This is a genomic window from Mycobacterium simiae (assembly GCF_008370645.1).
Classification (GTDB): Bacteria; Actinomycetota; Actinomycetes; order Mycobacteriales; family Mycobacteriaceae; genus Mycobacterium; species Mycobacterium simiae_A.
Genome location: NZ_VTZN01000055.1, coordinates 1 through 22,379, shown reverse-complemented (window position 1 = coordinate 22,379; position 22,379 = coordinate 1). Strand labels below are relative to the sequence as shown.

Sequence of the window (22,379 nt, the reverse complement as noted above, 5' to 3'; positions counted from 1 at the left end):
CATGCTAGTCCTCACTGGACGCAAACTTGTTCCCGCACTGGATGACCCATGAAAAATATTGGTCAGTAACCTTCGAGAGGCCGGCAGGGGACGACCAGTTCCGCCGATCGGTGGACACCGACTCTCTCCGGGTAGCGGATACACGCCACAGCATCACACTGCCAAAATGCCTTGTCGCTCAGTAATACTCAACCTTCGGCCCGAGGTGTGGAATACCCATGATCATGCATCCTTTCGACGATGACACCGGCTTCTTCGCGTCGTTAAGGCACGGGCAGACTCTTGGCGCCTAACCGCGATCGCATGGGGCGTGATGCGCGGACGTTTCCGCTGACGCAGGCACAGCTGGGCATATGGCTCTCACAGCAAACGGGCGGTTCGGAAACCGACTGGCAATCTAGCTTGTTTGTGGTTATCGACGGCGCGATACAGCCTGACCTGGTTGAGCGGTCGATCCGCCTCGTGATGCACGAAGCAGAACCACTGCGGGCCAGTATTTTTGAAGCGGACGGCCAGGTCTTGCAACGGATAGTTGATTACCCGGATCTCGAAGTTTCTTTCCACGATCTGACACGGGCACCGGACCCAGTACGCGACGCCCATGCGCTGGCTTCGTCGATCCAACGCACGCCGATGTCGTGGGCTGGCCCATTGTTTCGATTCCGGTTATTGCAAACACGTGGAGAACAATTCTATTTGTTTATCTGTCTCCATCACATAGTCATTGATGGATTCGGCTTTTCGCTTCTGACCAACCGGATCGCCGCTGTCTACTCCGCGCTTGCTGCCGACACACCCGTTCCGCCAACCTGCTTTGGCTCGCTGCGCGACTTGGTGGCCTACGAACTGGACTACGAAGAATCCAGTCAGTATCGCGACGACCTGGCCTATTGGAATGAGAATCTTTCGCCGGCGACCGCAGGGGGCCAGTCGGTGGCGCAGGCCGCTGATGGGCGGGATTCGTGTTCGGCTTCTGCCCCGATTCAATTGGACCCGCGCATGGTGACTCGTGTTGATGAGTTGGCCCGCGGGTTGGGTGTGCATCGGTCATCGGTGCTCACCGCGGCGTGCGCGCTGTTGGTTCACTATTGGTATGGCGGCGCGTCGGAGGTGGAGCTGGACTTCCCGGTCAGCAGGCGAACAAGTCTGCAGTCAAAGACAATTCCCGCCATGGTAGCCGGGATCGTGCCGCTGATGCTGAAAACGCCGCCGGGTGCTACGGTCGCCGAGTTATGCGTACACGTTGAGTCGCGGATACGAGACATCTTGCAGCACGGGAAGTTTCCGGTGCACATGTTGCAGAACACGGGCCAGTTACGGACCGAGCGACAGGCCGCAGCCAGAGTCTGCGTCAATTTTTTTCCGACGACAGCTATTCGCCCCTTCGGTGGCGCGACCGCGTCGGCGCTATACACAACTTTTGGGCGCACGACACACTTTGGCCTGTTCTTTCTGCGAAACGGCGATCAGCTCTTCTTGACCACCGCGGGCGCCGGGCAGCCGTTCTCGGATTTCGATGACTTGCAGTTAGCAGACCGGCTGCACAAACTGCTGGTGGCCATGACCCTTGATCCCGACCAGCGCCTACCGTCAATCGATCTATTCGACGAGGATGAGCGCAAGGGCTCGCAGGTGTGGGGCAACCTAGCGGCGCTGACCCAGCCGGTTGCCGAGGCGGCGCAGTCGGTTCCGCAGTTGTTTGACGCCCAGGTCGCCCGCAGCCCGCATGCGGTGGCGCTGGTCTGCGGTGAGAATTCGTGGACCTATCACGAGCTTGATTCCGCCGCCAACCGGCTCGCCCGCCTGTTGGCCAATTACGGAGTGGGTCCCGGCGATGTGGTCGCACTGTTGTTCCAGCGATCGGCCCAAGCGGTGATCGCGATCCTGGCGGTGCTCAAATCGGGGGCGGCCTACCTACCCATCGACCCGGCCCACCCCGATGCCCGAATCGCGTTCCTGCTCGACGACGCCAGGCCAACGGCTGTGCTAACCACCGGCGAGCTGGCCGGCCGACTCCGCGGACACGACCTGACCGTCATCGATGTCAACGACCCCACCAACACCGCCCACCCGCTGCTCTACCCCGACGCCGAGGACATCGCCTACATCCTTTACACCTCAGGCACCACGGGAGTACCCAAAGGCGTCGCCATCACCCACCACAACGTCACCCAACTCCTAGCCCCACCAACCCCGTTCACCACGACGCTCGGTCGAGGAGCGGGCCACACAATTACCCACTGCCACTCCTATGCCTTCGATTTCTCCGTATGGGAGATCTGGGCCACGCTACTCCACGGCGGACGTCTAATCGTGGTGCCCGAATCAATAACGCACTCCCCCAGCGACTTTCACGCCCTGCTAGCCAACAAAGGCGTCACAATACTTACCCAAACCCCTTCCGCGGCAGCGGTATTGCCAACGCGCGGCCTGGAATCGACTGCGCTGGTGCTTCTTGGTGAGGTCTGTACCGGTGAACTGGTCGACCGCTGGGCGTCCGGGCGGACAGTATTCAACGCCTACGGCCCCACCGAAACCACAGTCTGGGTGTCGGTCAGTGCACCGCTCACACCAGCGCCAGGACCAGCGCCGATCGGACGCCCCCTACCGATGACGGCGTTGTTCGTCCTCGACCGATGGCTGCGACCGGTGCCGGCAGGTGTGGCAGGGGAATTGTATGTGGCCGGCCGACAGGTAGGTGTCGGGTATTGGCGCCGGGCAGCCTTGACAGCATCACGGTTTGTCGCCTGTCCCTTCGCCGGGACGGGCACCCGGATGTATCGCACTGGCGACATCGCCCGCTGGGACAACGACGGCCAGCTGCACTATGCGGGCCGCGCCGATGAGCAAGTCAAAATCCGCGGACATCGCATCGAACCCGGCGAAATCGAGGCGGTACTGGCGGCGCATCCTCGGGTTGCGCAGGCCGTGGTCACCGCTCAAACCCCCACTCCTGGTGTGGGTGTTGGCGACAAGCAATTGGTGGGTTATGTGGTACTGGATCGCGACGCGCTGCTGACGCGTGAGCCCAAGCGGGAAACGCGGCTCGTTGAGCAGTGGCGGGGGGTTTACGACGGCGCGTATTCGGCGTCGATGGCCAACCCGAACACGCCGGCTGTGTTGGGGGAGGATTTCGGGGTCTGGACCAGTAGTTATACCGGGGCGCCGATCCCGTTGGACCAGATGCGGGAATGGCGGTCGGCCGCAGCGGATCGAATAGCGGGGTTGACTCCGCGCCGGGTGCTCGAAATTGGGGTGGGCTCAGGGCTGCTGCTTGGGCAGCTGGCCCCGGTATGCGTCGAGTATTGGGGCACCGACTTTTCCGCGCCGACGATCGAGATGCTCCAAGCCGCGGTGGCCCCGCGGTCCTGGGGTGGGCGAGTGCGGTTGCGGGTACAGCCTGCGGATGTAGCGGATGGCTTGCCGCAGGGCCATTTCGATGTGGTGGTGCTCAATTCGGTGATCCAATACTTCCCCAGTGTGGGGTACCTGCTTGACGTGCTGGCGACCGCGATGTGGCTACTGGCCCCAGGCGGGGCACTATTCATCGGTGACATACGCAGCCTGACGTTGCTGCAGGCGTTTACCACCGGAGTGGTGTGCGCGGCTACCGCCGACACTGAGGACACCGCCGCGGCGCTGCGAGAGCGGATCCGGCGGGAAATGCTCGCCGAGCAGGAACTGTTGTTGGCGCCGGAATTCTTTGCCGCGCTGCCCCAGCATATTGCCGACATCGCCGCTGTTGAAATCCAGCTCAAACGGATGGAGTCGGTGAACGAACTCAGCTGCTATCGATACGATGCGGTGCTGCGTAAGGCGCCGGCAGCTGTCCGGTCCCTTGCCGACCTACCCACTCAACCATGGCATCAATTGAGAAGCCTTGCCGCACTAGGTCAATACCTGCAATCGCGGTACCCGACTCAGCTGCGTGTCACTGGGGTTCCTCATGCCGGGATTTGGCCTGACGTGGCGATGGCACAAGCGCTGGCCGAAGCCGACGATCAGGTGCCGGCCCACCTGCTGCGTGCCGCATTATCCGCCCCAGATGCGGTTTTGCCGCACCAATGTCATTTGTTGGGGCGACAATTGGGATATACCGCCAGCCTGACCTGGTCCCCGACGCCTGGTCTGATAGACCTCGTCTACACGTCCGACAGCCAATCGACCCACGCCGCGGTTGACGCGTTCTCGGACCTGTACCGGCCGGCTGGCGTTCTCGGCTCGATCGCCGAATACAGCAACGATCCCTCGGCGGCCGAATTGGTGGCCGAACTGCGCCAGTTGGTACGCGCCCAGTTACCGGATTACATGGCGCCCGCAGCAATCATGACCATCGACAAGTTGCCGCTGACCACCAACGGCAAACTCGATCGGAAAGCGCTACCGGCCCCACAGTTCGTCAGCGCGGCAACCGTCCGGGCATCGAGGGACCACCGTGAACGGATCCTAGCCGGCCTGTTCGGCGAGATCCTCGGTTTGGCGCATGTCGGTATCGACGACGAGTTCTTCGCGCTGGGCGGGCATTCCCTTTCTGCCTTCCGGCTGGTCGTAGGAATCCGCGACGAACTCGGTGTCGAAATCCCGGTCCGGGCGGTATTCCAAGCACCCACTGTCGCCGCCCTCGCCGCATGGATTGTGACCCATGGTGACAGCCCGCCCCGGGCGGCGCTAAGCGTGCGCCCTCGACCGGCGCGGGTGCCGTAGTCATCAGCCCAATCCCGGTTCTAGCTCATTCACAAGTACGCGGGCCCGTCGGCGACGTGCAACCTTCCGTTGGCGCTCCGGCTGACCGGGCGCCTGGATTCAGCGGCGCTGACCGCGACTCTCTGTGACGTTGGCCCTGCACTCGGCCACGGCCTGCGCCGCCAACCATGCGATGACAAGTTGTGGACCTATCGCCAGCTCGATGAGACTGCCCCGTTCCTTACTCAATAGTCCACTTTCCTAATGTGTTGTGAACCGTGCCCGCCGAGTTGGTCGACCGCTGGGCGCCCGGGCGGACCATGATCAACACCTACGGCCCCACCGAAACCACGGTGTGCGTCTCGATGAATGCGCCCTGGACCCGATCGGCCACCCGATGCCGGGCGCAGCGTTGCTCGTTCTCGATCAATGGTTGGGCCGGGAGCGGACTCGACGTCGACTCAAATCCAGCGTCGTGCTATCGGCCTCGATGCCGCAGCGGACCTAACCCCAGTCGCTCGAGGGCTGACTCGACGCATAGCACGAACTGGCGTTGTCGAGCGTCGCGCGTAGCGTCATCCAGCAGCGTCCAACCCAGCGACGGGGACACCAAATCCACGCGCATTACCCGCGCCTCGCCCGGCTCGCCTGTCACATCGACGCGGCCATAGAGCAATTCGCCCACGCCGATGCCCAGGTGAGCAGCGGACGCCTGTAGCGCTGCGTGCCCCAAATCCCACAGCTCGAAATCTGGATCGACCACGGACTCCGCCGCCGCGGTGAACGCGTGGGACCTGACACCGCCGAAAAAGATCAACGCCGTCTCACCGGCTGCGGCCGGTTGCTCGTGCCCACCGGCAGGCCACGCCGACCTGAACAATATCGGCACGTTGGCACGCTTGAGGTCGTGCAGGTAGCGCGGGTTGACATTCCAGGCGATCACACCGGGCGGGTTGAGCAGGTTGGGGACGGATCTAGTCCACCTCAGGAACTCGTCCAGCCGGTTGAGGTAGTCCCTCGTCGCACGCACGATCACTAGATCGGCGTGACCGGTATCCGGGTCGTCCCAGGACATCCACCGGGCATGCAACCCCCGTCTACGCAGCGCGCCGACCAGCCCGGCGTCGTCACTGTCACCGGCGACCTGTTGCGGGCAACCCGCCAACACGATGCGCGGATGGAAGAGGTCTGGCCGGGCGAGTTTCATGCTCGGGCATGATAACCCCATGCATGCAATAGAAGTCAGCGAAACCGGCGGCCCCGATGTGTTGCGCTACGTCGACAAGCCACAGCCCGAACCCGGTCGCGGCGAGGTGCTGATCAAGGCAGAGGCCATTGGCGTCAACTTCATCGACACCTACTTCCGCTCGGGGCAATATCCACGATCGCTCCCGTTCGTCCTGGGCAGCGAGGTGTGCGGCACCGTGCTGGCCGTCGGCGAGGGAGCCCATGGTATCGGTGTCGGCGACCGGGTGGTCAGCGCCTCAGCGAACGGTGCATACGCTGAAATGTGTACCGCGCCAGCTTCCTTGACGGCGAAGGTGCCGGACCGTATCAGTTCCGACGTAGCAGCCTCGGTACTGCTGAAGGGGCTCACCGCACACTATCTGCTGAAGTCGGTGTATCCGGCGCAACGCGGCGACACCGTGCTGGTGCACGCCGGCGCCGGTGGCGTTGGGCTGATCTTGACGCAGTGGGCCACGCACCTTGGCGTCAGGGTGATCACCACCGTCTCGACCGCGGACAAGGCGAGGCTGTCCAGGCGGGCCGGCGCCGCCGAGGTGCTCGCCTACCCCGAGGACGTTGCCCAGTTCGCTGATCAGGTTCGTGCGCTGACCGGAGGCGCCGGTGTGGCGGCGGTTTACGACGGCGTGGGCGCCAGCACGTTTGACGCCAGCCTGGCCAGCCTGGCAGTGCGCGGGACGCTGGCACTGTTCGGTGCCGCCAGCGGGCCCGTACCACCGATCGACCCGCAGCGCCTCAACGCCGCCGGGTCGGTGTATCTAACCCGACCCTCGCTGTATCACTTCATGCGCACCGACGAGGAGTTCAGCTGGCGAGCCGCTGAATTATTCGACGTAGTAGGCAGCCAGGCGGTCACCATTGAAGTCGGCGGTCGCTATCCGCTTTCTGACGCGGCGCAGGCCCACACAGACCTGCAGGGCCGAAAAACTGCGGGCTCACTCCTGCTGGTACCGGTCACCTGAACCGAATTTCACGGCGACCCGTGCGGAGCGCGGATTGGAGCACCGTTGAGTGGACGGCGGGTCCGCCAATTGGGCGACACGAATTCGGCCTGAGCAGTGGATAGCCGTGCGCCATCGACGCGGCCAAACTGGTGCCGCGGCGCGCAATTGCCGCCGCGTGGAGGGTACCGGCCACTGCGGCTCATGCCCTATCGAAGAAAGCGAGAATGCCGTGGCTGTTCTGAATATCGCAGACCGCCAGCTGACCGACGACGAGAGAGGCGAGCGAGCCTTCTTTGTGCCGCTGCACGATGCCGCTACACAGCTCGCAAGCTAGCTCCTGGTCCACGATCGAGCGTTCGATTCCCGTTGAACGCTCGATCGTGGCGTGCATGAATGTTCTGGGTCGGCTCGGCACCGTGTCGTACCGGACTGTCTCCCCAAAGTATTCGCGGCAAATCCATGCGACCTTGGTCACCGATCAATCAGGGCGCACGGGCGGCTACGGCAAGGGAGTTTATCCACAGAATCTGGCCAGCGCGCTGTTCGAATTGTTGGAACTAGCCGCTTGCCGCAGAATCGTCGCACTCCGGGACGCACGGACCGAAATTGACAGTCACGAGTTGTATCAGGCCGGCACCTTGCCCATCGATGCCGTTGGCGACTACCTGCGCAGATCAGCCGCCACAGTGCCGGCGGTGCGGTTCCGAGCAATCTCAGCGCCAGCGACACCCGATGTGTGGCTGCCAGCGGCCATGTATGACCCACCGATCGGCGACGTCGACGACGACGCCCAGCAGCAATTGGCGTTGGGATATTGGAGCACAAATGGCTACGCCGCAGGAATGAATGGCACCGAAGCGCTGCTGCATGCGGTCAACGAAGTGATCGAACGGGACGCTTTCAGCAATTTTCTGCTCGAATCTGCTTTCGGCCGTCCAGTTGGAAGCTCGATGCTCCTCGGCGACGGCTGGTTATCCGACTTGAAGTCGGAAATCGAACGATCGAGCAGCTCGACCATCGACGTCCGAATTATCCCGGCGTTGGCGGGCACCGTTGCGATTGCGATCGGATCGCGATTCGACTGCTATCAGCGCCGCCTGCTCGGTATGGGCTCGTCATCGAACGCCGCATACGCGATTGAGCGCGCGCTGCTGGAATACGAGGAGGTATGCGCTACAGACTACTTGCGAGCAGCCGGCCAACTCCATCCCGACGACGACAATTTCGGGGCACGGGCACTGGTCGAAAACTATCCATTCCTCAATGAGTGCTGCAGATGTACGACACTATCGCCGCCGGTTGATCAAACCGAATTCCACGTCATGACGGCCACCCAACCCACGCCAGTCGCCGAGCAACTGGCTACCAAGATCCAGATCCTGCAGCAAGCCGGGTACCCGGTCTTGGCGCGGACACTCTTTGCTGCCGCCGCCGACGGGTCTCGTGACGGCTCTCCGACGGTGGTGCAGGCCGTGGTTCTCGGCGCCGAACAATTTCATGTAGTTCACGTCGGCCGCGTCGGCGAGCCCATCGCCCGCCTGCGGACTCTCGAAGTCATCGAGGCCTGCAGACGACAACGCTAAGTGCGCGAGTCGGTCTGCTTAACCCGCCACGGCCCCGTCCCGCGAGTTGAGCGACCACGAAACAGCCGGTTCGCACTTGTCCGGCGGTCAAGCACCAGCTCAGGTGAATCGGACGACGCTACCCGGTATGAGCTGTTCGACTCGTCCGCGGCACTCGACTTCGACGGGTGCTACATCACGTGGTGCGACGCTGATCTCCGCGCCCTTCCCGCTGACTCGCAAGTGCAGGTGGTGGCCACGATAGTGAATCGGGAAACCAAGTGCCCCAAGATATTCCGGCCAAAGCGGAGACAGCACGATACGATCGCCACGGATCTCCAGACCGGTGAAGCACCGCTGCACGAAATCGACGCTGCCGGCCATGGCAGCCAAATGAACGCCTTCGGATGTGGTGCCGCCCTGGATATCGGCGACGTCGGATTTCAGCACTTGCTGGAAAAATTCCAGCGCACGGTCCCGGTTGGCCCGGGCCAGCACCCAGCCGTGGACCACCGCACTCAACGTCGACCCATGTGAGGTGCGGGCCATGTAGTAGTCGACCAGCTCCGGGATCCGATGCGCATCCAGGTGGTAATCGAGCCGACCCAGCAGTTCCCGCAATTCGTCGGCCGACAACAGGTAGAGCAGCATCAGCACGTCGGCTTGCTTGGACGCCCGGTATCGGTTGACGTCGTCATTCTCGGCTTCCAGGATGCGATCGAGTCGCTGAATGTTGCTGTATCGCTGCCGGTAGGCGTCCCAATCCAGTTCCAGTAATTCCTCGTAACCCTCGAATTGACTGATCAGGCCATCGTGGAACGGGACAAACATGCGCCGGCTGACGTGCTCCCACTGGACAAGCTCGTCATCGGTCAGTCCCAGCCTTTCGCTCAAGTCCAACCGGTTGGGCAGCGGCATCAGTTGTAACGCGTCAATCGCCCGCATGATCACCCACACCGCCATCACGTTGGTGTAGGCGTTGTTATTCACACCGTCGTAGGGCCGGTCCGGATACCCGGAGTGGAATTCGTCGGGGCCGATCACGCCGTTGATGCAGTATCGATCGCGGTCCTGATCGTAGCTGGCCCTGCTCACCCAAAACCGGGCGATCTCGGCCATCATCTCGGTCCCGTAATCAATCATGTAGGCCACATCGCCGGTGACCTGGTAGAAGTGCCACACGTTGTAGGCGACGGCAATACCGATGTGGTGGGCGCGGCGGCTGGCGTCCGGCCGCCACCGCCCGGACCGGGGATTCAGGTGCTGCTCCGGGCTTTCCTCCCGCCCGTCACTACCGGACTGCCACGGATACAGGGCGCCGCGATAGCCGGCCAGCTTGGCAGCGCGGCGGGCTTCCAGCAGGCGTCGGTATCGGTATCGCAGCAACGACCGGGTGACCGCGGGAAGCCGCAGGTTCAACACCGGGAAGATAAACAGCTCGTCCCAGAAGATATGCCCGCGGTATGCCTCACCATGCAGCCCCCGGGCTGGGACCCCGACATCGAGTTCCTCACTGTTGTAGGACACTGTCTGCAGCAGATGCAGCAGATGCAGCCGCAAAACTCGCAATTCCTCGGTGTGGTTGCTGAATTCGATTGACAACCGTTCCCACAGATGCGCCCACATGAGCCGGTGGGCATCGCATATCTCGGCGAATCGTCCTTGGCGGCCGAGCCTGCGTTCGGCTCCGGTCGCCGGATGCGATGTGGCTACATCACGTCCGGTCACCAAGGTGACAATCTTCTCCACGGTCAGCGGCTTACCCTGCTTGACCTCAGTGAAGATGCTGTGGCCGATTTCAAATTCTTCGTCGAGCAATCGATAGGTCGCGGGCGCCGGCGCATGGCCGTACCAAACGCTGGTCCGCGCAGCCAGCGCGATAGGGATCTTGGACTGGCTGGTTTCGGCGGCCATCAGCACCGAATTCTCGGACAATGCAACCTTTACCAGTCCCTGTAAGTGATTGCTGGCCAAGCCCCGATACCGCTCGACCCCGGAATTGCGAATGTTGCCGTCGAGCGTTGACCGGATCTCGATCGGGCCTGACCAGTCCTCAGCCACGATCACCGTCTGCAGCGCCGCCACATGCGCCTGGTTCATCGACACAAACCGCTGCTGCGTTATTGAGGTGGTGCGGCCGGCGTCGTCGCGGCAGGTCAGGTCCCGCGTCAGCACCGCACCGCGCAAGTCCAACGTCTGGCGGTAGGACAGCAACGTGACCGCGTCGACGTCGAGCCAGTCACCGTCGCCGACGCGGAATGTCAACGGAAGCCAGTTGGGCAGATTCACCAGACTTTCGTGCGCGGTGCGGGTGCCGCCGATCAGGTCGTCCAGCCGGTTGTACACCCCGGCGGCATACGTTCCCGGATAGTGCACTTGGCTGGCTTTCGATTCCGGTGCCGCTCCCCGGGTGGCGAAGTAACCGTTGCCGACCGTGCACAGCGCCTCGCGCAGCTTTTCGTTGGGCGGATCGTAGCCCTCGAAGGTGAGAGTCCAACCGCGAGAGTGCGTCTCACGCTCATATGCCAGCCACCTGGCGCCGCGCCGGACGAAGTCACGCACTTCGGTGGGATTTCCCAGCGCGAAGCTGGCCGCGGTTGGGCGGTCGCCGTGCTCGTTGTGGCGGACCACCAGCCCGATGCCGCTGAACCGGACCGTATCGAAGGCGTCCTCGTCGGTGAGGTCGTCACCGATGTAGATCGACAGCGCCCGCCCCGTTGGGAAGATGCGATTGCGGATCCAGGCTAGAGCGGTGCCCTTGTCCCAGTCGATGTCCGGTAGCAATTCGATGACTTTGCGACCAGTGGTCACGCGAAGGCCACGTCGTCGGCCGTGCCGGTTTGCGGCCGCGGTCACCTCAGGCACCCGCTCGGCCGCGACATTGCGAAAGTGCACTGCGACGGCGAACCGCTTGTGTTCCACACGTGCGCCCGGTATCTGACTTAGCTCGTCGCGAAGATCGGCCGCGACGCTTTCCAGCACATCTACTGCGCCGGCCGCTGCGTCATGCTGGTGGTGACTGCCATCGGGTGCGAGCAGTTCAAAGCCATGGCTGCCGGCGTACCAGATGCCCGGTAACCCGACCCGGTCACGGATATCCGTCAGATCCCGACCGGACAATATCGCGACCGGGCACTGTATCGACAAATATTCAAGTGCCTCGGCGGCGCCATCAACCAGCGTGGCGGTATCAGGGTCCGGCACGATCTCCGACAGCGTGCCGTCAAAGTCCAAACACGCGAACGGCTGACGGCCAGCGATCATCCCGATCACCTGACCGTAGGAATCCAGCGCGTTGGGGCGCTGTGACATGCGGGCGTCGCCGGTACGGACCGTGACGTCGGAGAGATCGGTGACCACGACGTCGGCGCTACCTCGCAGCAGCTCATCGGCCTGCCCATCGGCGTCGAGACCGATCACGAGAGCAAAGCCGCACTCACGAGCAGCCTGCACACCCCCCGCGGTGCCGGCGACGATCACGGCGCGCTCCGGGGCAACCTCGAGCTTGGCAGCAGCAGCCAAGAGGCCGTGGCGCGTGACCGGCTGTCCAGGCGCCACGGCAGCCCCTGCGTCGGCCGAAGCGCTGAAGGGTTGCGTTGCTCCGGCTGATGCCAGCACCTGGATGCGCTGACCGGCCGGCGAATAGTCGGCCGCCAGTACACCGGCCTGGTTCAGCTTACGGGCCAGCGACAATGTCGACTCCCGTGCCGAATCGTCGCCCGTGGCCCCCGATGGCGCGCCAGTGGCGTCGGCAACGAAGATCACCCCGGCGTGGCGACGCGGATCGACCATGAACGACTTCATCGTGGGCCCCCCTAGCCGGGTTGCTCGTCGTCCATATGGTCGCGCGCGCACCAGGTGACGTGAACCCCTTCGGGGCCATCGGAGCACTTCGGCAGCCGATTGGTGACAAAGGTCCCGGCCGGCCAAGCGGCTACAAACCGATCAGAACAACCTGGGCAGCCCTAGTGCCGAGTCCACGGCCAGGGCGCAGAACACTAATGCCAAGTAGTTGTTTGATTGCAAGAATAGCCGCAGCGGCTTGACCGGCTCGCCGGCGCGGACTCCGGCGTACAACTGATGCGCCATGGTGACGAACCAAGCCCCCGCCATCACGGCGACCGCAGCGTACAGCCAGCCCGTCGCCGGTGTCAGCAGCAGCGTCACCAACGCAGTTATCCAGGTATAGATCAGGATTTGCTTGGTGACCTGGCGCTCGGTTGCCACGGCGGGCAGCATCGGCACGCCGGCATCCTTGTAGTCATCCTTGTAGCGCATCGCTAGTGCCCAGGTATGCGGGGGCGTCCAGAAGAAGATGATCGCGAACATCGCCACTGCCGGCCACGCCAGGGTGCCGGTGATCGCCGACCAGCCGATCATCACCGGCATGCAGCCGGCCGCACCGCCCCACACCACGTTCTGCGGCGTGCGGCGCTTGAGCAGCAGCGTGTAGACGAAGACATAGAACGCGACGGTCGCCAGGGCGAGCAGTCCAGACAGCAAGTTGGTGGTCCACCACAGCCAGAAAACAGACACCACGGTCAGCAGCACGCCGAAAGCCAGGGCGTTTCTGGTCGGCACCGCGGCGCGCGCGAGCGGTCGGCGCGCGGTCCGCTTCATCACCTTGTCGATATCGGCATCAGCCACGCAGTTGAGCGTGTTGGCGCCGCCGGCCGCCATCATGCCGCCGATCAGCGTGTTGAGAACGAGCAGCGGATGAACACTGCCGCGGTCGGCTAGCAGCATCGCCGGTATCGCAGTGACCAACAGCAGCTCGATGACCCGCGGCTTGGTCAAGGCCAGGTATGCCAGCACCGTGCCGATTGTCCGGCTCTGCCTGCGCGTGCTGCCCAGCCCGTATTGTCGCCCGACGGTGCCAGATACCTGGCCCGTCGCGACGCGCCCACGAACGCTCACGCAATTACTCCTCGGGGAATCGCAGCCGCGCACAGCTTCTACTACGCAAGATGGTAGACGGCGTGGCCACAGCAGCCGTGCCGCAGGGTCAGTTCACAGAAATTTTCCCGTTAGTTCGGCGATGATCGCCCCACTTGGCCAGCCAACCGGCTAATTTTCACTGTGGTCCCTGACGAGCACCCGAAACGGACCTGCAACCACCGCCAATCCCGCACTAGGGTGGGATTGATCAGTTTGACGACGTGAGGACTGAGGACTGAATTTGTGACCACACTCGATGAGATCTCGACCCTAACCCAACCCCGCCACCCTGACGACTGGACCGAGATCGATTCGGCTGCGGTCGATACTATCCGCGTGCTGGCCGCCGACGCCGTCCAAAAGGTCGGCAACGGCCATCCCGGTACGGCAATGAGCCTGGCCCCGCTGGCCTACACCCTGTTTCAGCGCACGATGCGCCACGACCCCAGCGACACCACGTGGTTGGGCCGTGACCGGTTCGTGTTGTCATGCGGACACAGCAGCTTGACCCTCTACATTCAGCTGTACCTCGGCGGCTTCGGGCTCGAGTTGTCCGACATCGAGTCGCTGCGCACCTGGGGCTCCAAGACTCCGGGGCACCCGGAGTTCAGACATACCCGAGGGGTAGAGATCACCACGGGGCCACTGGGCCAAGGGCTGGCATCGGCGGTCGGGATGGCCATGGCGGCGCGGTATGAGCGTGGCCTGTTCGACCCGGACGCCGAACCGGGAACCAGCCCCTTCGACCACCACATCTACGTGATCGCCTCCGACGGGGACATCGAGGAAGGGGTGACCTCCGAAGCGTCGTCGCTGGCCGGCGTCCAGCAGCTGGGCAACCTCATCGTGTTCTACGACCACAACCAGATCTCGATCGAGGACGACACCAACATCGCGTTGTGCGAGGACACCGCGGCCCGCTACCGCGCCTACGGTTGGCACGTGCAGGAGTTAGCGGGCGGTGAGAACGTCGTCGGGATTGAGGAGGCAATCGCTCATGCGAAAGCCGTCACCGATCGGCCGTCCTTCATTTCCTTGCGGACCATCATCGGTTACCCGGCACCGAATTTGATGAACACCGGGAAGGCCCACGGGGCAGCCCTCGGCAATGAGGAAGTCGCCGCAGTCAAAAAGATCTTGGGATTCGACCCGGACAAGACATTCGAGGTGCGGGAGGAGGTCCTCAGCCACACCCGTGGGCTGATTGCCCGCGGCAAAGCGGACCACGCCCGCTGGCAAGTCCACTTCGAGGAGTGGGCACAACGGGAACCACAACGCAAAGCCCTGCTAGACCGGTTGACAGCGCAACAGCTGCCCGACGGCTGGGACGCCGACCTACCACAGTGGGAACCCGGGTCCAAAGCGCTGGCCACCCGTGCCGCCTCCGGTGCGGTGCTGTCCGCGGTCGGACCGAAACTGCCCGAGTTGTGGGGCGGATCGGCCGACCTGGCGGGTAGCAACAACACCACCATGAAAGGCGCTGATTCCTTTGGCCCGCCGTCCATCTCGACCGCGGAGTACACAGCGCACTGGTACGGCCGCACCCTGCACTTCGGTATTCGCGAACACGCGATGGGCGCCATCCTGTCCGGCATCGTGCTGCACGGCCCCACCCGGGCCTACGGTGGCACCTTTTTGCAGTTCTCCGATTACATGCGCCCAGCGGTGCGGTTGGCGGCGCTAATGGACATCGACACCATCTATGTGTGGACACACGACTCGATCGGCTTGGGCGAAGACGGCCCCACCCATCAACCGATCGAGCACCTTTCCGCGCTGCGGGCTATTCCCCAACTATCCGTGGTACGTCCTGCCGACGCCAACGAGACGGCGTATGCCTGGCGCACCATCCTGGCCCGCGGCAACGGCAGCGGCCCGGTCGGCCTGATATTGACTCGGCAGGGCTTGCCGGTGCTGGAAGGCACCAACGTTGAGGGCGTCGCCCGGGGCGGCTATGTGCTAGGCGACACCGGCGATGACGAGCCGGACGTCGTTTTGATTGGCACCGGCTCGGAAGTCCAGCTAGCGGTCGAAGCCGCAAAGTTGTTGGCGGATAAGGACATCGTCGCGCGAGTGGTATCGATGCCCTGTGTGGAGTGGTTCGAGTCTCAGCCGGCGGACTACCGCGATAGCGTGCTGCCTCCGTCCGTGTCGGCCAGGGTGGCCGTCGAAGCCGGCGTCGCGCAGTGCTGGCACAAATTGGTCGGTGACACCGGCGAAATCATCTCGATCGAGCACTACGGAGAATCCGCCGACGCGAAGACATTGTTCCGCGAGTTCGGCTTTACCGCGCAAGCTGTTGCCGCCGCCGCGGAACGGGCACTGGACAACTAAGAAAGGGCGATTCAGATGAGTCAGAACCCCAACCTCGCCGCGCTGAGCACCGCGGGCGTAGCTGTGTGGCTAGATGATTTGTCGCGAGACCGATTGAATTCCGGCAACCTGCAGGAGCTCATTGACACCAAGTGCGTCGTCGGGGTAACCACCAACCCCGCCATCTTCCAGAAGGCACTGGCCGAAGGCGATGCGTACAACGGCCAGATCGCCGAGCTGGCCGAGCGCGGCGCCGATGTGGATGCCACCGTGCGCACCGCCACCACCGACGATGTTCGCAACGCCTGCGATGTGCTGACGCCACAGTGGGAGGTCTCCGACGGGGTGGACGGCCGGGTATCGATCGAAGTCGATCCGCGACTAGCCCACGACACCGAAAAGACCATCCAGCAGGCCGTCGAGCTGTGGAAGATTGTCGACCGGCCGAACCTGTTGATCAAGATCCCGGCCACGCAAGCTGGTCTGCCGGCCATCACTGCCGTTCTGGCCGAGGGGATTTCAGTCAATGTCACGTTGATCTTCTCGGTGGAGCGGCACCGTGCCGTGATGGATGCCTACCTGACCGGATTGGAGAAGGCGCGGAAAGCTGGTCAAGACCTGTCCAAGATCCATTCCGTGGCATCGTTTTTCGTTTCCCGGGTAGACACGGAGATCGACAAGAGGCTGAACCAGATCGGATCGCAGGAAGCTCTCGCGTTACGCGGCCAGGCTGCGGTGGCCAACGCTCGGCTGGCCTACGCCGCCTACCAGGAGGTCTTCGAGCGGGGTGAGCGCTATCAAGCGCTCCAGGCAGCCGGGGCCCGGTTACAACGGCCGCTGTGGGCCTCCACCGGCGTCAAGAACCCGGATTACTCCGACACGCTCTACGTCACTGAGTTGGTAGCGCCCCATACCGTGAACACCATGCCGGAACCGACGCTAGACGCCGTCGCCGATCACGCTGTGGTCAAAGGGGATTCGGTCAGCGGCACGGCCTCGGACGCCCACCAGGTATTCGACAAGCTAGCAGCGCTCGGAATAGATCTGACCGACGTGTTCATCGTGTTGGAGAACGAAGGCGTGGCGAAGTTCGAGGCAGCCTGGAACGAGTTGCTCAAAGAGACCCAGGCCCAGCTCGACTCCGTCGTGAAATGAGCGCGGCCGGCACACTCAGTTCGACCGCCGCGCATTGGCAGAATCCATTGCGCGACAAGCTGGACAAGCGACTGCCCAGGATTGCCGGTTCATGCGGCATGGTGATTTTCGGCGTCACCGGCGACCTGGCCCGCAAGAAGGTGATGCCCGCCATCTATGATTTGGCCAACCGCGGCCTGCTGCCACCCACGTTCGCGCTGGTGGGATTCGCCCGCCGCGACTGGGACACCCAGGATTTTGGCGATGTGGTCTATCAAGCGGTCAAGGAACACTGCCGCACCCCGTTCCGGCGGGAAAATTGGGACCGGCTGGCCGAGGGATTTCGTTTCGTGCCGGGTTCTTTCGACGATGACGCGGCGTTCGGCCGGCTCGCCGAGACACTGGAAAAGCTCGACGCCGAGCGCGGCACCGGCGGCAATCATGCGTTCTACCTAGCCATCCCACCCAAGTCCTTTCCGGTGGTGTGCGAGCAGTTGCACAAGTCGGGACTGGCCCGTCCGCAAGGCGACAGGTGGAGCCGGGTTGTCATCGAGAAGCCGTTCGGCCATGACCTGCGAAGCGCCCGCGAGCTGAACCAGGCGGTCAATGCGGTGTTCCCGGAGGAATCCGTCTTCCGCATTGACCACTACCTGGGCAAAGAGACGGTGCAGAACATCTTGGCGATGCGGTTCGCCAATCAGCTCTTCGACCCGATCTGGAATGCGCACTACGTCGATCACGTTCAGATCACCATGGCTGAAGACATTGGCTTGGGCGGCCGGGCCGGCTACTACGACGGCATCGGCGCCGCCCGTGATGTCATTCAGAACCACCTGATGCAACTGCTGGCGCTGACGGCGATGGAAGAGCCGGTCAGCTTCAACCCGAAGGCCTTGCAGACCGAGAAGATCAAGGTGCTCTCGGCGACGCAACTGGCCGAACCGCTCGACGAGACCACCAGCCGCGGCCAGTATGTGGCCGGTTGGCAGGGTGGGGAGAAAGTGGTAGGCCTGCTCGACGAGGAGGGGTTTGCCAAAGACTCCAGTACCGAGACTTTTGCCGCCATCACGCTTGCGGTCAATACCCGCCGGTGGGCCGGCGTGCCATTCTACCTGCGAACCGGAAAGCGACTGGGTCGCAGGGTGACTGAGATCGCCTTGGTGTTCAAGCGGGCGCCGCATCTGCCGTTCGACGCCACCATGACTGACGAGTTGGGCACCAACGCCATGGTTATCCGGGTACAGCCCGACGAAGGGGTCACGCTGCGGTTTGGGTCCAAGGTGCCAGGGACCGCCATGGAGGTGCGCGACGTCAACATGGACTTCTCCTACGGATCGGCGTTCGCCGAAGAGTCGCCGGAGGCCTACGAACGCTTGATCCTCGACGTGTTGCTCGGTGAGCCGTCGCTATTCCCGGTGAATGCCGAGGTCGAATTGGCTTGGGAGATACTAGATCCGGTCCTGGACAATTGGGCCCTGCACGGAACGCCCGATCCCTATGAGGCGGGCACCTGGGGCCCTGACTCGGCGTTCGAGATGCTGCGCCGCACCGGGCGAGAATGGCGGCGGCCGTGATCCGCGCCGGCGACGATGCAGTGCGAAGCGATGTGGGGGTACCACGTGCTTGCGTGGGAGCGGAGCGGAGGAAATGATCGTCGATCTGCCCGACACCACCACGACCGCGGTCAACAAGAAGCTCGAAGAGCTCCGCGAAAGAATCGGTGCGGTCACGATGGGACGGGTCCTGACGCTGATCATCGCACCCGACAGCGACGCCATGTGCGAAGAGTCCATCGCCGCCGCCAACGATGCCAGCCACGAGCATCCCAGCCGGATCATCGTCACGATGCGGGGTGACCCGTACGCCGAGGAAGCACGGCTGGACGCGCAACTGCGGGTGGGCACCGACGCCGGCGCCGGCGAGGTGGTGGTGCTGCGGCTCTCCGGGCCGCTGGCTGGCCACGCCGATAGCGTCGTTGTCCCCTTCCTGCTTCCCGACATCCCGGTGGTGGTGTGGTGGCCCGACATTGCGCCCGCAGAGCCGGCGGAAGACCCGTTGGGCAGGTTGGCAATTCGGCGCATCACCGATGCCACTAATGCCGTAGACCCCTTGTCGGCTATCAAGAGCCGGTTGCCGGGTTACACCGCCGGCGACACCGACCTGGCCTGGAGCCGGATCACGTACTGGCGGGCTCTGTTGACCTCCGCTGTCGACCAACCGCCGCATGAGCCGATCGAGTCGGCAGTGGTTTCCGGCTTGAAGACCGAGCCGGCGCTCGACATTTTGGCCGGGTGGCTGGCCAGCCGGATCGACGGTCCGGTGCGCCGCGCGGTCGGCGCCCTCAAGGTCGAGCTGGTGCGCAAGAACGAGACCATTGTGTTGAGCCGGCCGCAGGACGGCACCACCGCTACCCTGAGCCGAACCGCCAAGCCCGATGCGCTGGTTCCCCTGGCACGCAGGGTAACCGGTGAGTGCTTGGCCGAAGATCTGCGCCGGCTCGACCCGGACGAAATTTACTTCGCCGCGCTGGAAGGCATCAAAAAGGTGCAGTACGTATGAGTAGCATTGACATCGACATCTTCCCTAGCAAGGACGCCTTGATCGACGCCGCGGGTCAACGATTGATCCACACCATCGACAGCGCGTTAGCGGCCAGGGGGCAGGCACAGATTGTGCTCACCGGCGGCGGTAACGGCATCGGTCTGTTGCAGTATCTGGCGACTCAGCGAACGCGAATCGACTGGTCCAAAGTTCATTTGTTCTGGGGCGATGAACGTTACGTTTCCGAGGACGACGACGAGCGCAACGAGAAGCAAGCACGTACGGCGTTGCTCGATCACATTGACATCCCACCGAGCCAGGTGCACCCGATGGCCGCCAGCAATAGTGAATTCGGCAGCGACCTTGATGCCGCGGCGCTGGCCTACGAGCAGCTGCTGGCGGCCAATGCCGCACCCGGTGGCCGGGCACCGAATTTCGACGTGCACCTGTTAGGAATGGGCCCCGAAGGCCATATCAACTCACTGTTCCCGCACACGCCGGCCGTGCGCGAGACCGCTCGTTTAGTGGTTGCCGTCGACGACTCCCCCAAACCGCCGCCACAGCGAATCACCTTGACCCTGCCTGCGATTCGGCGGTCCAGAGAAGTCTGGCTGATAGTCTCCGGCCAGGCCAAGGCCGACGCGGTGGCCGCTGCTATCGGTGGTGTCGACCCGGTTTCACTGCCGGCGGCCGGAGCCGTCGGGCGCGAGACCACGCTATGGCTGCTCGACGAGGACGCCGCGGCCAAGCTTTCTTGACAACCCTTGCCTGGCACACCGAGCGTTCTCCCGGGCGTCAAGAGCGCGATAATGACCGCCATGGCTGACAGAACCGTGCGCGGCGAGCCCGAGCGAAGCCGGATCGAGGCCCTTACACTGTCGGCGCTCAACGCCACGGTCGAACGCCTCGCGGGCGGACTCGATCATCTGGAGGGCACGCTGGCTATCCTGGATGATCTGGCCAAGCGACTGATTGTGCTGGTCGAGCCGATGGAGGCCATCGTTGATCGGATCGACGACATCGTGAGCCTAGGCGAGACGGTGATGTCCCCGCTCTCGGTCACCGAGCACGCGATCCGGGGGATGCTGGACAGGCTACGCAACCGGGCGGTGCGCTGACTCGTGCTCGTACCCAGTTTTGCCTCCTAACCAGGACGGCGGATTTACACTGCGGTAATGCCGGTCCTATTCGTGGCGCCGGAAACGTTGACCGCGGCTGCAGCTGACTTGGCGGGTATTGGCTCAACCCTTGCCGCTGCCAACGGCGCCGCGGCGGGCCCCACTGCCGGAGTCCTGGCTGCCGGCGCTGATGAGGTGTCGCTGGCCATTGCCGCGCTGTTGTCTGGCCATGCCTTCGACTACCAGGCGCTCAGCGCCCAGGTAGCAGCGTTTCATCAGCGGTTCGTGCAGGCCTTGACCGCCAGCGCAAGCTCTTATGCGGCCGCCGATGCCGTCGAGCAGCAGGTGCTCGCCGCGATCAATGCGCCCACCCAGACTCTGTTGGGGCGCCCATTGATTGGCGACGGCGCCACCGGTGCCCCCGGCCAAAATGGCGGGGCCGGTGGGTTGCTATGGGGCAACGGGGGGGCCGGCGGCGCCGGTGACGCCGCCCACCCCAACGGCGGCAATGGTGGCGACGCCGGCCTAGTCGGCAGCGGTGGGAGCGGCGGCGCCGGGTTCAGCCCAGCCATCGGGTCCGGCGCAGCCGGCGGCTCCGGCGGCGCCGGCGGGCACGGCGGCTGGCTGTTGGGCAACGGCGGCAACGGCGGCGTCGGTGGTGGCGGTGCTGCCGGTGGCTTTAGCCCCCACACCCTGCCCGGAACTGCCGGCGGTAGCGGTGGTGCTGGCGGTGCGGCGGGCATGTGGGGCACCGGCGGCACCGGCGGCACCGGCGGAAAAGGCGGCCTTGGAGGTTTTGGCGCTAGTGGGGTTAGTGGCGCCGACGGCGGCACCGGCGGCAACGGCGGCCACGGCGGCGGCGGCGGAGCGGGCGGCTGGCTCTACGGCAGTGGCGGTGATGGCGGCCACGGCGGCATCGCAGGACAAGGCGGCCAAGGCGGATTCGGCTCCACATTCCAGGGCGGCAATGGCGGCGGTGGCGGCATCGGCGGCGACGGAGCTGTGGGCGGAGCCGGCGGCTGGCTCTATGGCAATGGCGGGGCCGGCGGCACTGGCGGCCACGGCGGAGATGGCGGCGACGGCGGCAAGGGGAACACCGGACCGGGCCTCGGTGGTCGCGGCGGTAACGCGGGTCACGCCGCTGCGGGCGGATTCGGCGGATGGCTGATCGGCAATGGCGGCGACGGTGGAGACGGCGGCAACGGTGGAGCCGGCAGCGGCGGCGGTCCTCGTGGCGATGGGGGCACCGGCGGTGCCGGCGGTGACGCGCAGTGGATCGGAGATGGCGGCGACGGCGGCACCGGCGGCACCGGCGCGCCCCCGGGCGCGAGCGGGGCCGGCGGTGCCGGGGGCAAACTGTCCGGCCTTCCCGGGGCGCACGGGTAACGGTCCGGGCCGGCTACCCGCTATTTCGCAGCGCGCTGGCCAGGCCGTTCATAGTTAGCAGGATGCCGCGCTGCACTAGTTCGTTGTCTTCACCGGAGCGGTAGCGGCGCAGCAGCTCCACCTGAAGGTGGTTCAGCGGCTCTAGGTAAGGAAAGCGGTTGAACACCGAACGGGCCAGGGCCGGGTTGTCGACCAGCAAATCGTCGTGACCGGTGATGCGCTTATACATAGTGATCGTCCGGTGGTGCTCGTCGGCGATCTTGTCAAAAACCCTGCGCCGCAACGATTCATCGGCCACCAGTGCAGCGTAGCGGGCCGCCAGGCCCAGATCGCTTTTGGCCAGCACCTGCGCCATATTGGACAACACGCTACGGAAGAACGGCCATCGTTGACACAAATCATGCAAAACCTGCAGCCGGTCGGCTTCACTGTCCGGTCCCGCGGCAATCCACTGCTCGAACGCCGACCCGGTGCCATACCAGCCGGGCAGCATCACCCGCGACTGGCTCCACGCC

Annotated in this window: 14 protein-coding genes and 1 pseudogene; 10 read left to right on the top strand and 5 right to left on the bottom strand. The window is 64.1% G+C overall.

The features are described from left to right. Nucleotides 1-303 precede the first annotated feature (303 nt). Complete coding sequence (locus tag F0Q45_RS11195) at nucleotides 304-4,704, top strand: non-ribosomal peptide synthetase (RefSeq protein ID WP_149654023.1); 4,401 nt, start codon at nucleotides 304-306, stop codon at nucleotides 4,702-4,704. Between the two features lie 457 nt (nucleotides 4,705-5,161). Here the strand turns inward: F0Q45_RS11195 and F0Q45_RS11190 are convergent, their stop codons facing one another. Beyond that, a complete protein-coding gene (locus F0Q45_RS11190) occupies nucleotides 5,162-5,890 on the bottom strand; it encodes a hypothetical protein (protein ID WP_149654022.1) in 729 nt (242 codons plus the stop codon). A 19-nt stretch (nucleotides 5,891-5,909) separates the two neighbouring features. Here F0Q45_RS11190 and F0Q45_RS11185 point away from each other — a divergent pair, with 19 nt between their 5' ends. After that, on the top strand, nucleotides 5,910-6,890 hold the full coding sequence (locus F0Q45_RS11185) for a quinone oxidoreductase family protein (RefSeq protein ID WP_149654021.1): 981 nt from the start codon (nucleotides 5,910-5,912) through the stop codon (nucleotides 6,888-6,890). Nucleotides 6,891-7,071: 181 nt separating this feature from the next. Here F0Q45_RS11185 and F0Q45_RS27630 read toward each other — a convergent pair whose 3' ends face one another. Continuing rightward, a complete protein-coding gene (locus tag F0Q45_RS27630) occupies nucleotides 7,072-7,263 on the bottom strand; it encodes a hypothetical protein (protein WP_188112882.1) in 192 nt (63 codons plus the stop codon). Here F0Q45_RS27630 and F0Q45_RS11180 point away from each other — a divergent pair. Then, entirely contained in the window at nucleotides 7,262-8,455 is a 1,194-nt protein-coding gene (locus tag F0Q45_RS11180) for a YcaO-like family protein (protein WP_188112881.1), read from the top strand. The genes F0Q45_RS27630 and F0Q45_RS11180 overlap by 2 nt on opposite strands. Before the next feature lie 99 nt (nucleotides 8,456-8,554). On the opposite strand, the gene otsB is transcribed toward F0Q45_RS11180, so the two are convergent. Then, a complete protein-coding gene (gene otsB / locus F0Q45_RS11175; protein WP_149654019.1) occupies nucleotides 8,555-12,238 on the bottom strand; it encodes a trehalose-phosphatase in 3,684 nt (1,227 codons plus the stop codon). Between the two features lie 141 nt (nucleotides 12,239-12,379). After that, nucleotides 12,380-13,351 carry a heme o synthase gene (locus tag F0Q45_RS11170; RefSeq protein ID WP_149654018.1) on the bottom strand — a complete coding sequence of 324 codons (972 nt, stop codon included), beginning with the start codon at nucleotides 13,349-13,351 and terminating at the stop codon, nucleotides 12,380-12,382. A 264-nt stretch (nucleotides 13,352-13,615) separates the two neighbouring features. Between F0Q45_RS11170 and tkt the strand changes: the two genes are divergently transcribed. From tkt to F0Q45_RS11135, 7 genes and pseudogenes are all read left to right on the top strand, one after another. After that, entirely contained in the window at nucleotides 13,616-15,706 is a 2,091-nt protein-coding gene (gene tkt / locus F0Q45_RS11165; protein WP_149654017.1) for a transketolase, read from the top strand. Nucleotides 15,707-15,721: 15 nt separating this feature from the next. Then, complete coding sequence (tal, locus tag F0Q45_RS11160; RefSeq protein WP_149654016.1) at nucleotides 15,722-16,840, top strand: transaldolase; 1,119 nt, start codon at nucleotides 15,722-15,724, stop codon at nucleotides 16,838-16,840. Further along, a complete protein-coding gene (zwf, locus tag F0Q45_RS11155; protein ID WP_149654015.1) occupies nucleotides 16,837-18,393 on the top strand; it encodes a glucose-6-phosphate dehydrogenase in 1,557 nt (518 codons plus the stop codon). Before tal ends, zwf begins: the two co-directional genes overlap by 4 nt. Nucleotides 18,394-18,466: 73 nt before the next feature. Continuing rightward, entirely contained in the window at nucleotides 18,467-19,378 is a 912-nt protein-coding gene (gene opcA, locus F0Q45_RS11150; RefSeq protein ID WP_149654014.1) for a glucose-6-phosphate dehydrogenase assembly protein OpcA, read from the top strand. Beyond that, nucleotides 19,375-20,118, top strand: coding sequence for a 6-phosphogluconolactonase (gene pgl, locus F0Q45_RS11145; protein WP_149654013.1), 744 nt, complete (start codon nucleotides 19,375-19,377; stop codon nucleotides 20,116-20,118). Before opcA ends, pgl begins: the two co-directional genes overlap by 4 nt. Before the next feature lie 51 nt (nucleotides 20,119-20,169). Continuing rightward, on the top strand, nucleotides 20,170-20,478 hold the full coding sequence (locus tag F0Q45_RS11140) for an ATPase (RefSeq protein ID WP_149654012.1): 309 nt from the start codon (nucleotides 20,170-20,172) through the stop codon (nucleotides 20,476-20,478). Nucleotides 20,479-20,535: 57 nt separating this feature from the next. Continuing rightward, nucleotides 20,536-21,861, top strand: a pseudogene (locus tag F0Q45_RS11135) (PE family protein); the annotation flags it as partial. Between the two features lie 16 nt (nucleotides 21,862-21,877). Here F0Q45_RS11135 and F0Q45_RS11130 read toward each other — a convergent pair. Continuing rightward, the coding region (locus F0Q45_RS11130) for a phosphoenolpyruvate carboxylase (protein WP_149654010.1) at nucleotides 21,878-22,379 on the bottom strand (502 nt) is incomplete at its 5' end.

Excerpts from the sequence above, each read along its gene's own strand:
- opcA (WP_149654014.1), top strand. The coding sequence starts at position 18,467 with ATGATCGTCGATCTGCCCGACACCACCACGACCGCGGTCAACAAGAAG.
- tal (WP_149654016.1), top strand. The coding sequence starts at position 15,722 with ATGAGTCAGAACCCCAACCTCGCCGCGCTGAGCACCGCGGGCGTAGCT.
- F0Q45_RS11180 (WP_188112881.1), top strand. The coding sequence starts at position 7,262 with ATGAATGTTCTGGGTCGGCTCGGCACCGTGTCGTACCGGACTGTCTCC.
- F0Q45_RS11195 (WP_149654023.1), top strand. The coding sequence starts at position 304 with ATGGGGCGTGATGCGCGGACGTTTCCGCTGACGCAGGCACAGCTGGGC.
- F0Q45_RS11190 (WP_149654022.1), bottom strand. The coding sequence starts at position 5,890 with ATGAAACTCGCCCGGCCAGACCTCTTCCATCCGCGCATCGTGTTGGCG.
- pgl (WP_149654013.1), top strand. The coding sequence starts at position 19,375 with ATGAGTAGCATTGACATCGACATCTTCCCTAGCAAGGACGCCTTGATC.
- zwf (WP_149654015.1), top strand. The coding sequence starts at position 16,837 with ATGAGCGCGGCCGGCACACTCAGTTCGACCGCCGCGCATTGGCAGAAT.
- F0Q45_RS11140 (WP_149654012.1), top strand. The coding sequence starts at position 20,170 with ATGACCGCCATGGCTGACAGAACCGTGCGCGGCGAGCCCGAGCGAAGC.
- otsB (WP_149654019.1), bottom strand. The coding sequence starts at position 12,238 with ATGAAGTCGTTCATGGTCGATCCGCGTCGCCACGCCGGGGTGATCTTC.
- F0Q45_RS11185 (WP_149654021.1), top strand. The coding sequence starts at position 5,910 with ATGCATGCAATAGAAGTCAGCGAAACCGGCGGCCCCGATGTGTTGCGC.
- F0Q45_RS27630 (WP_188112882.1), bottom strand. The coding sequence starts at position 7,263 with ATGCACGCCACGATCGAGCGTTCAACGGGAATCGAACGCTCGATCGTG.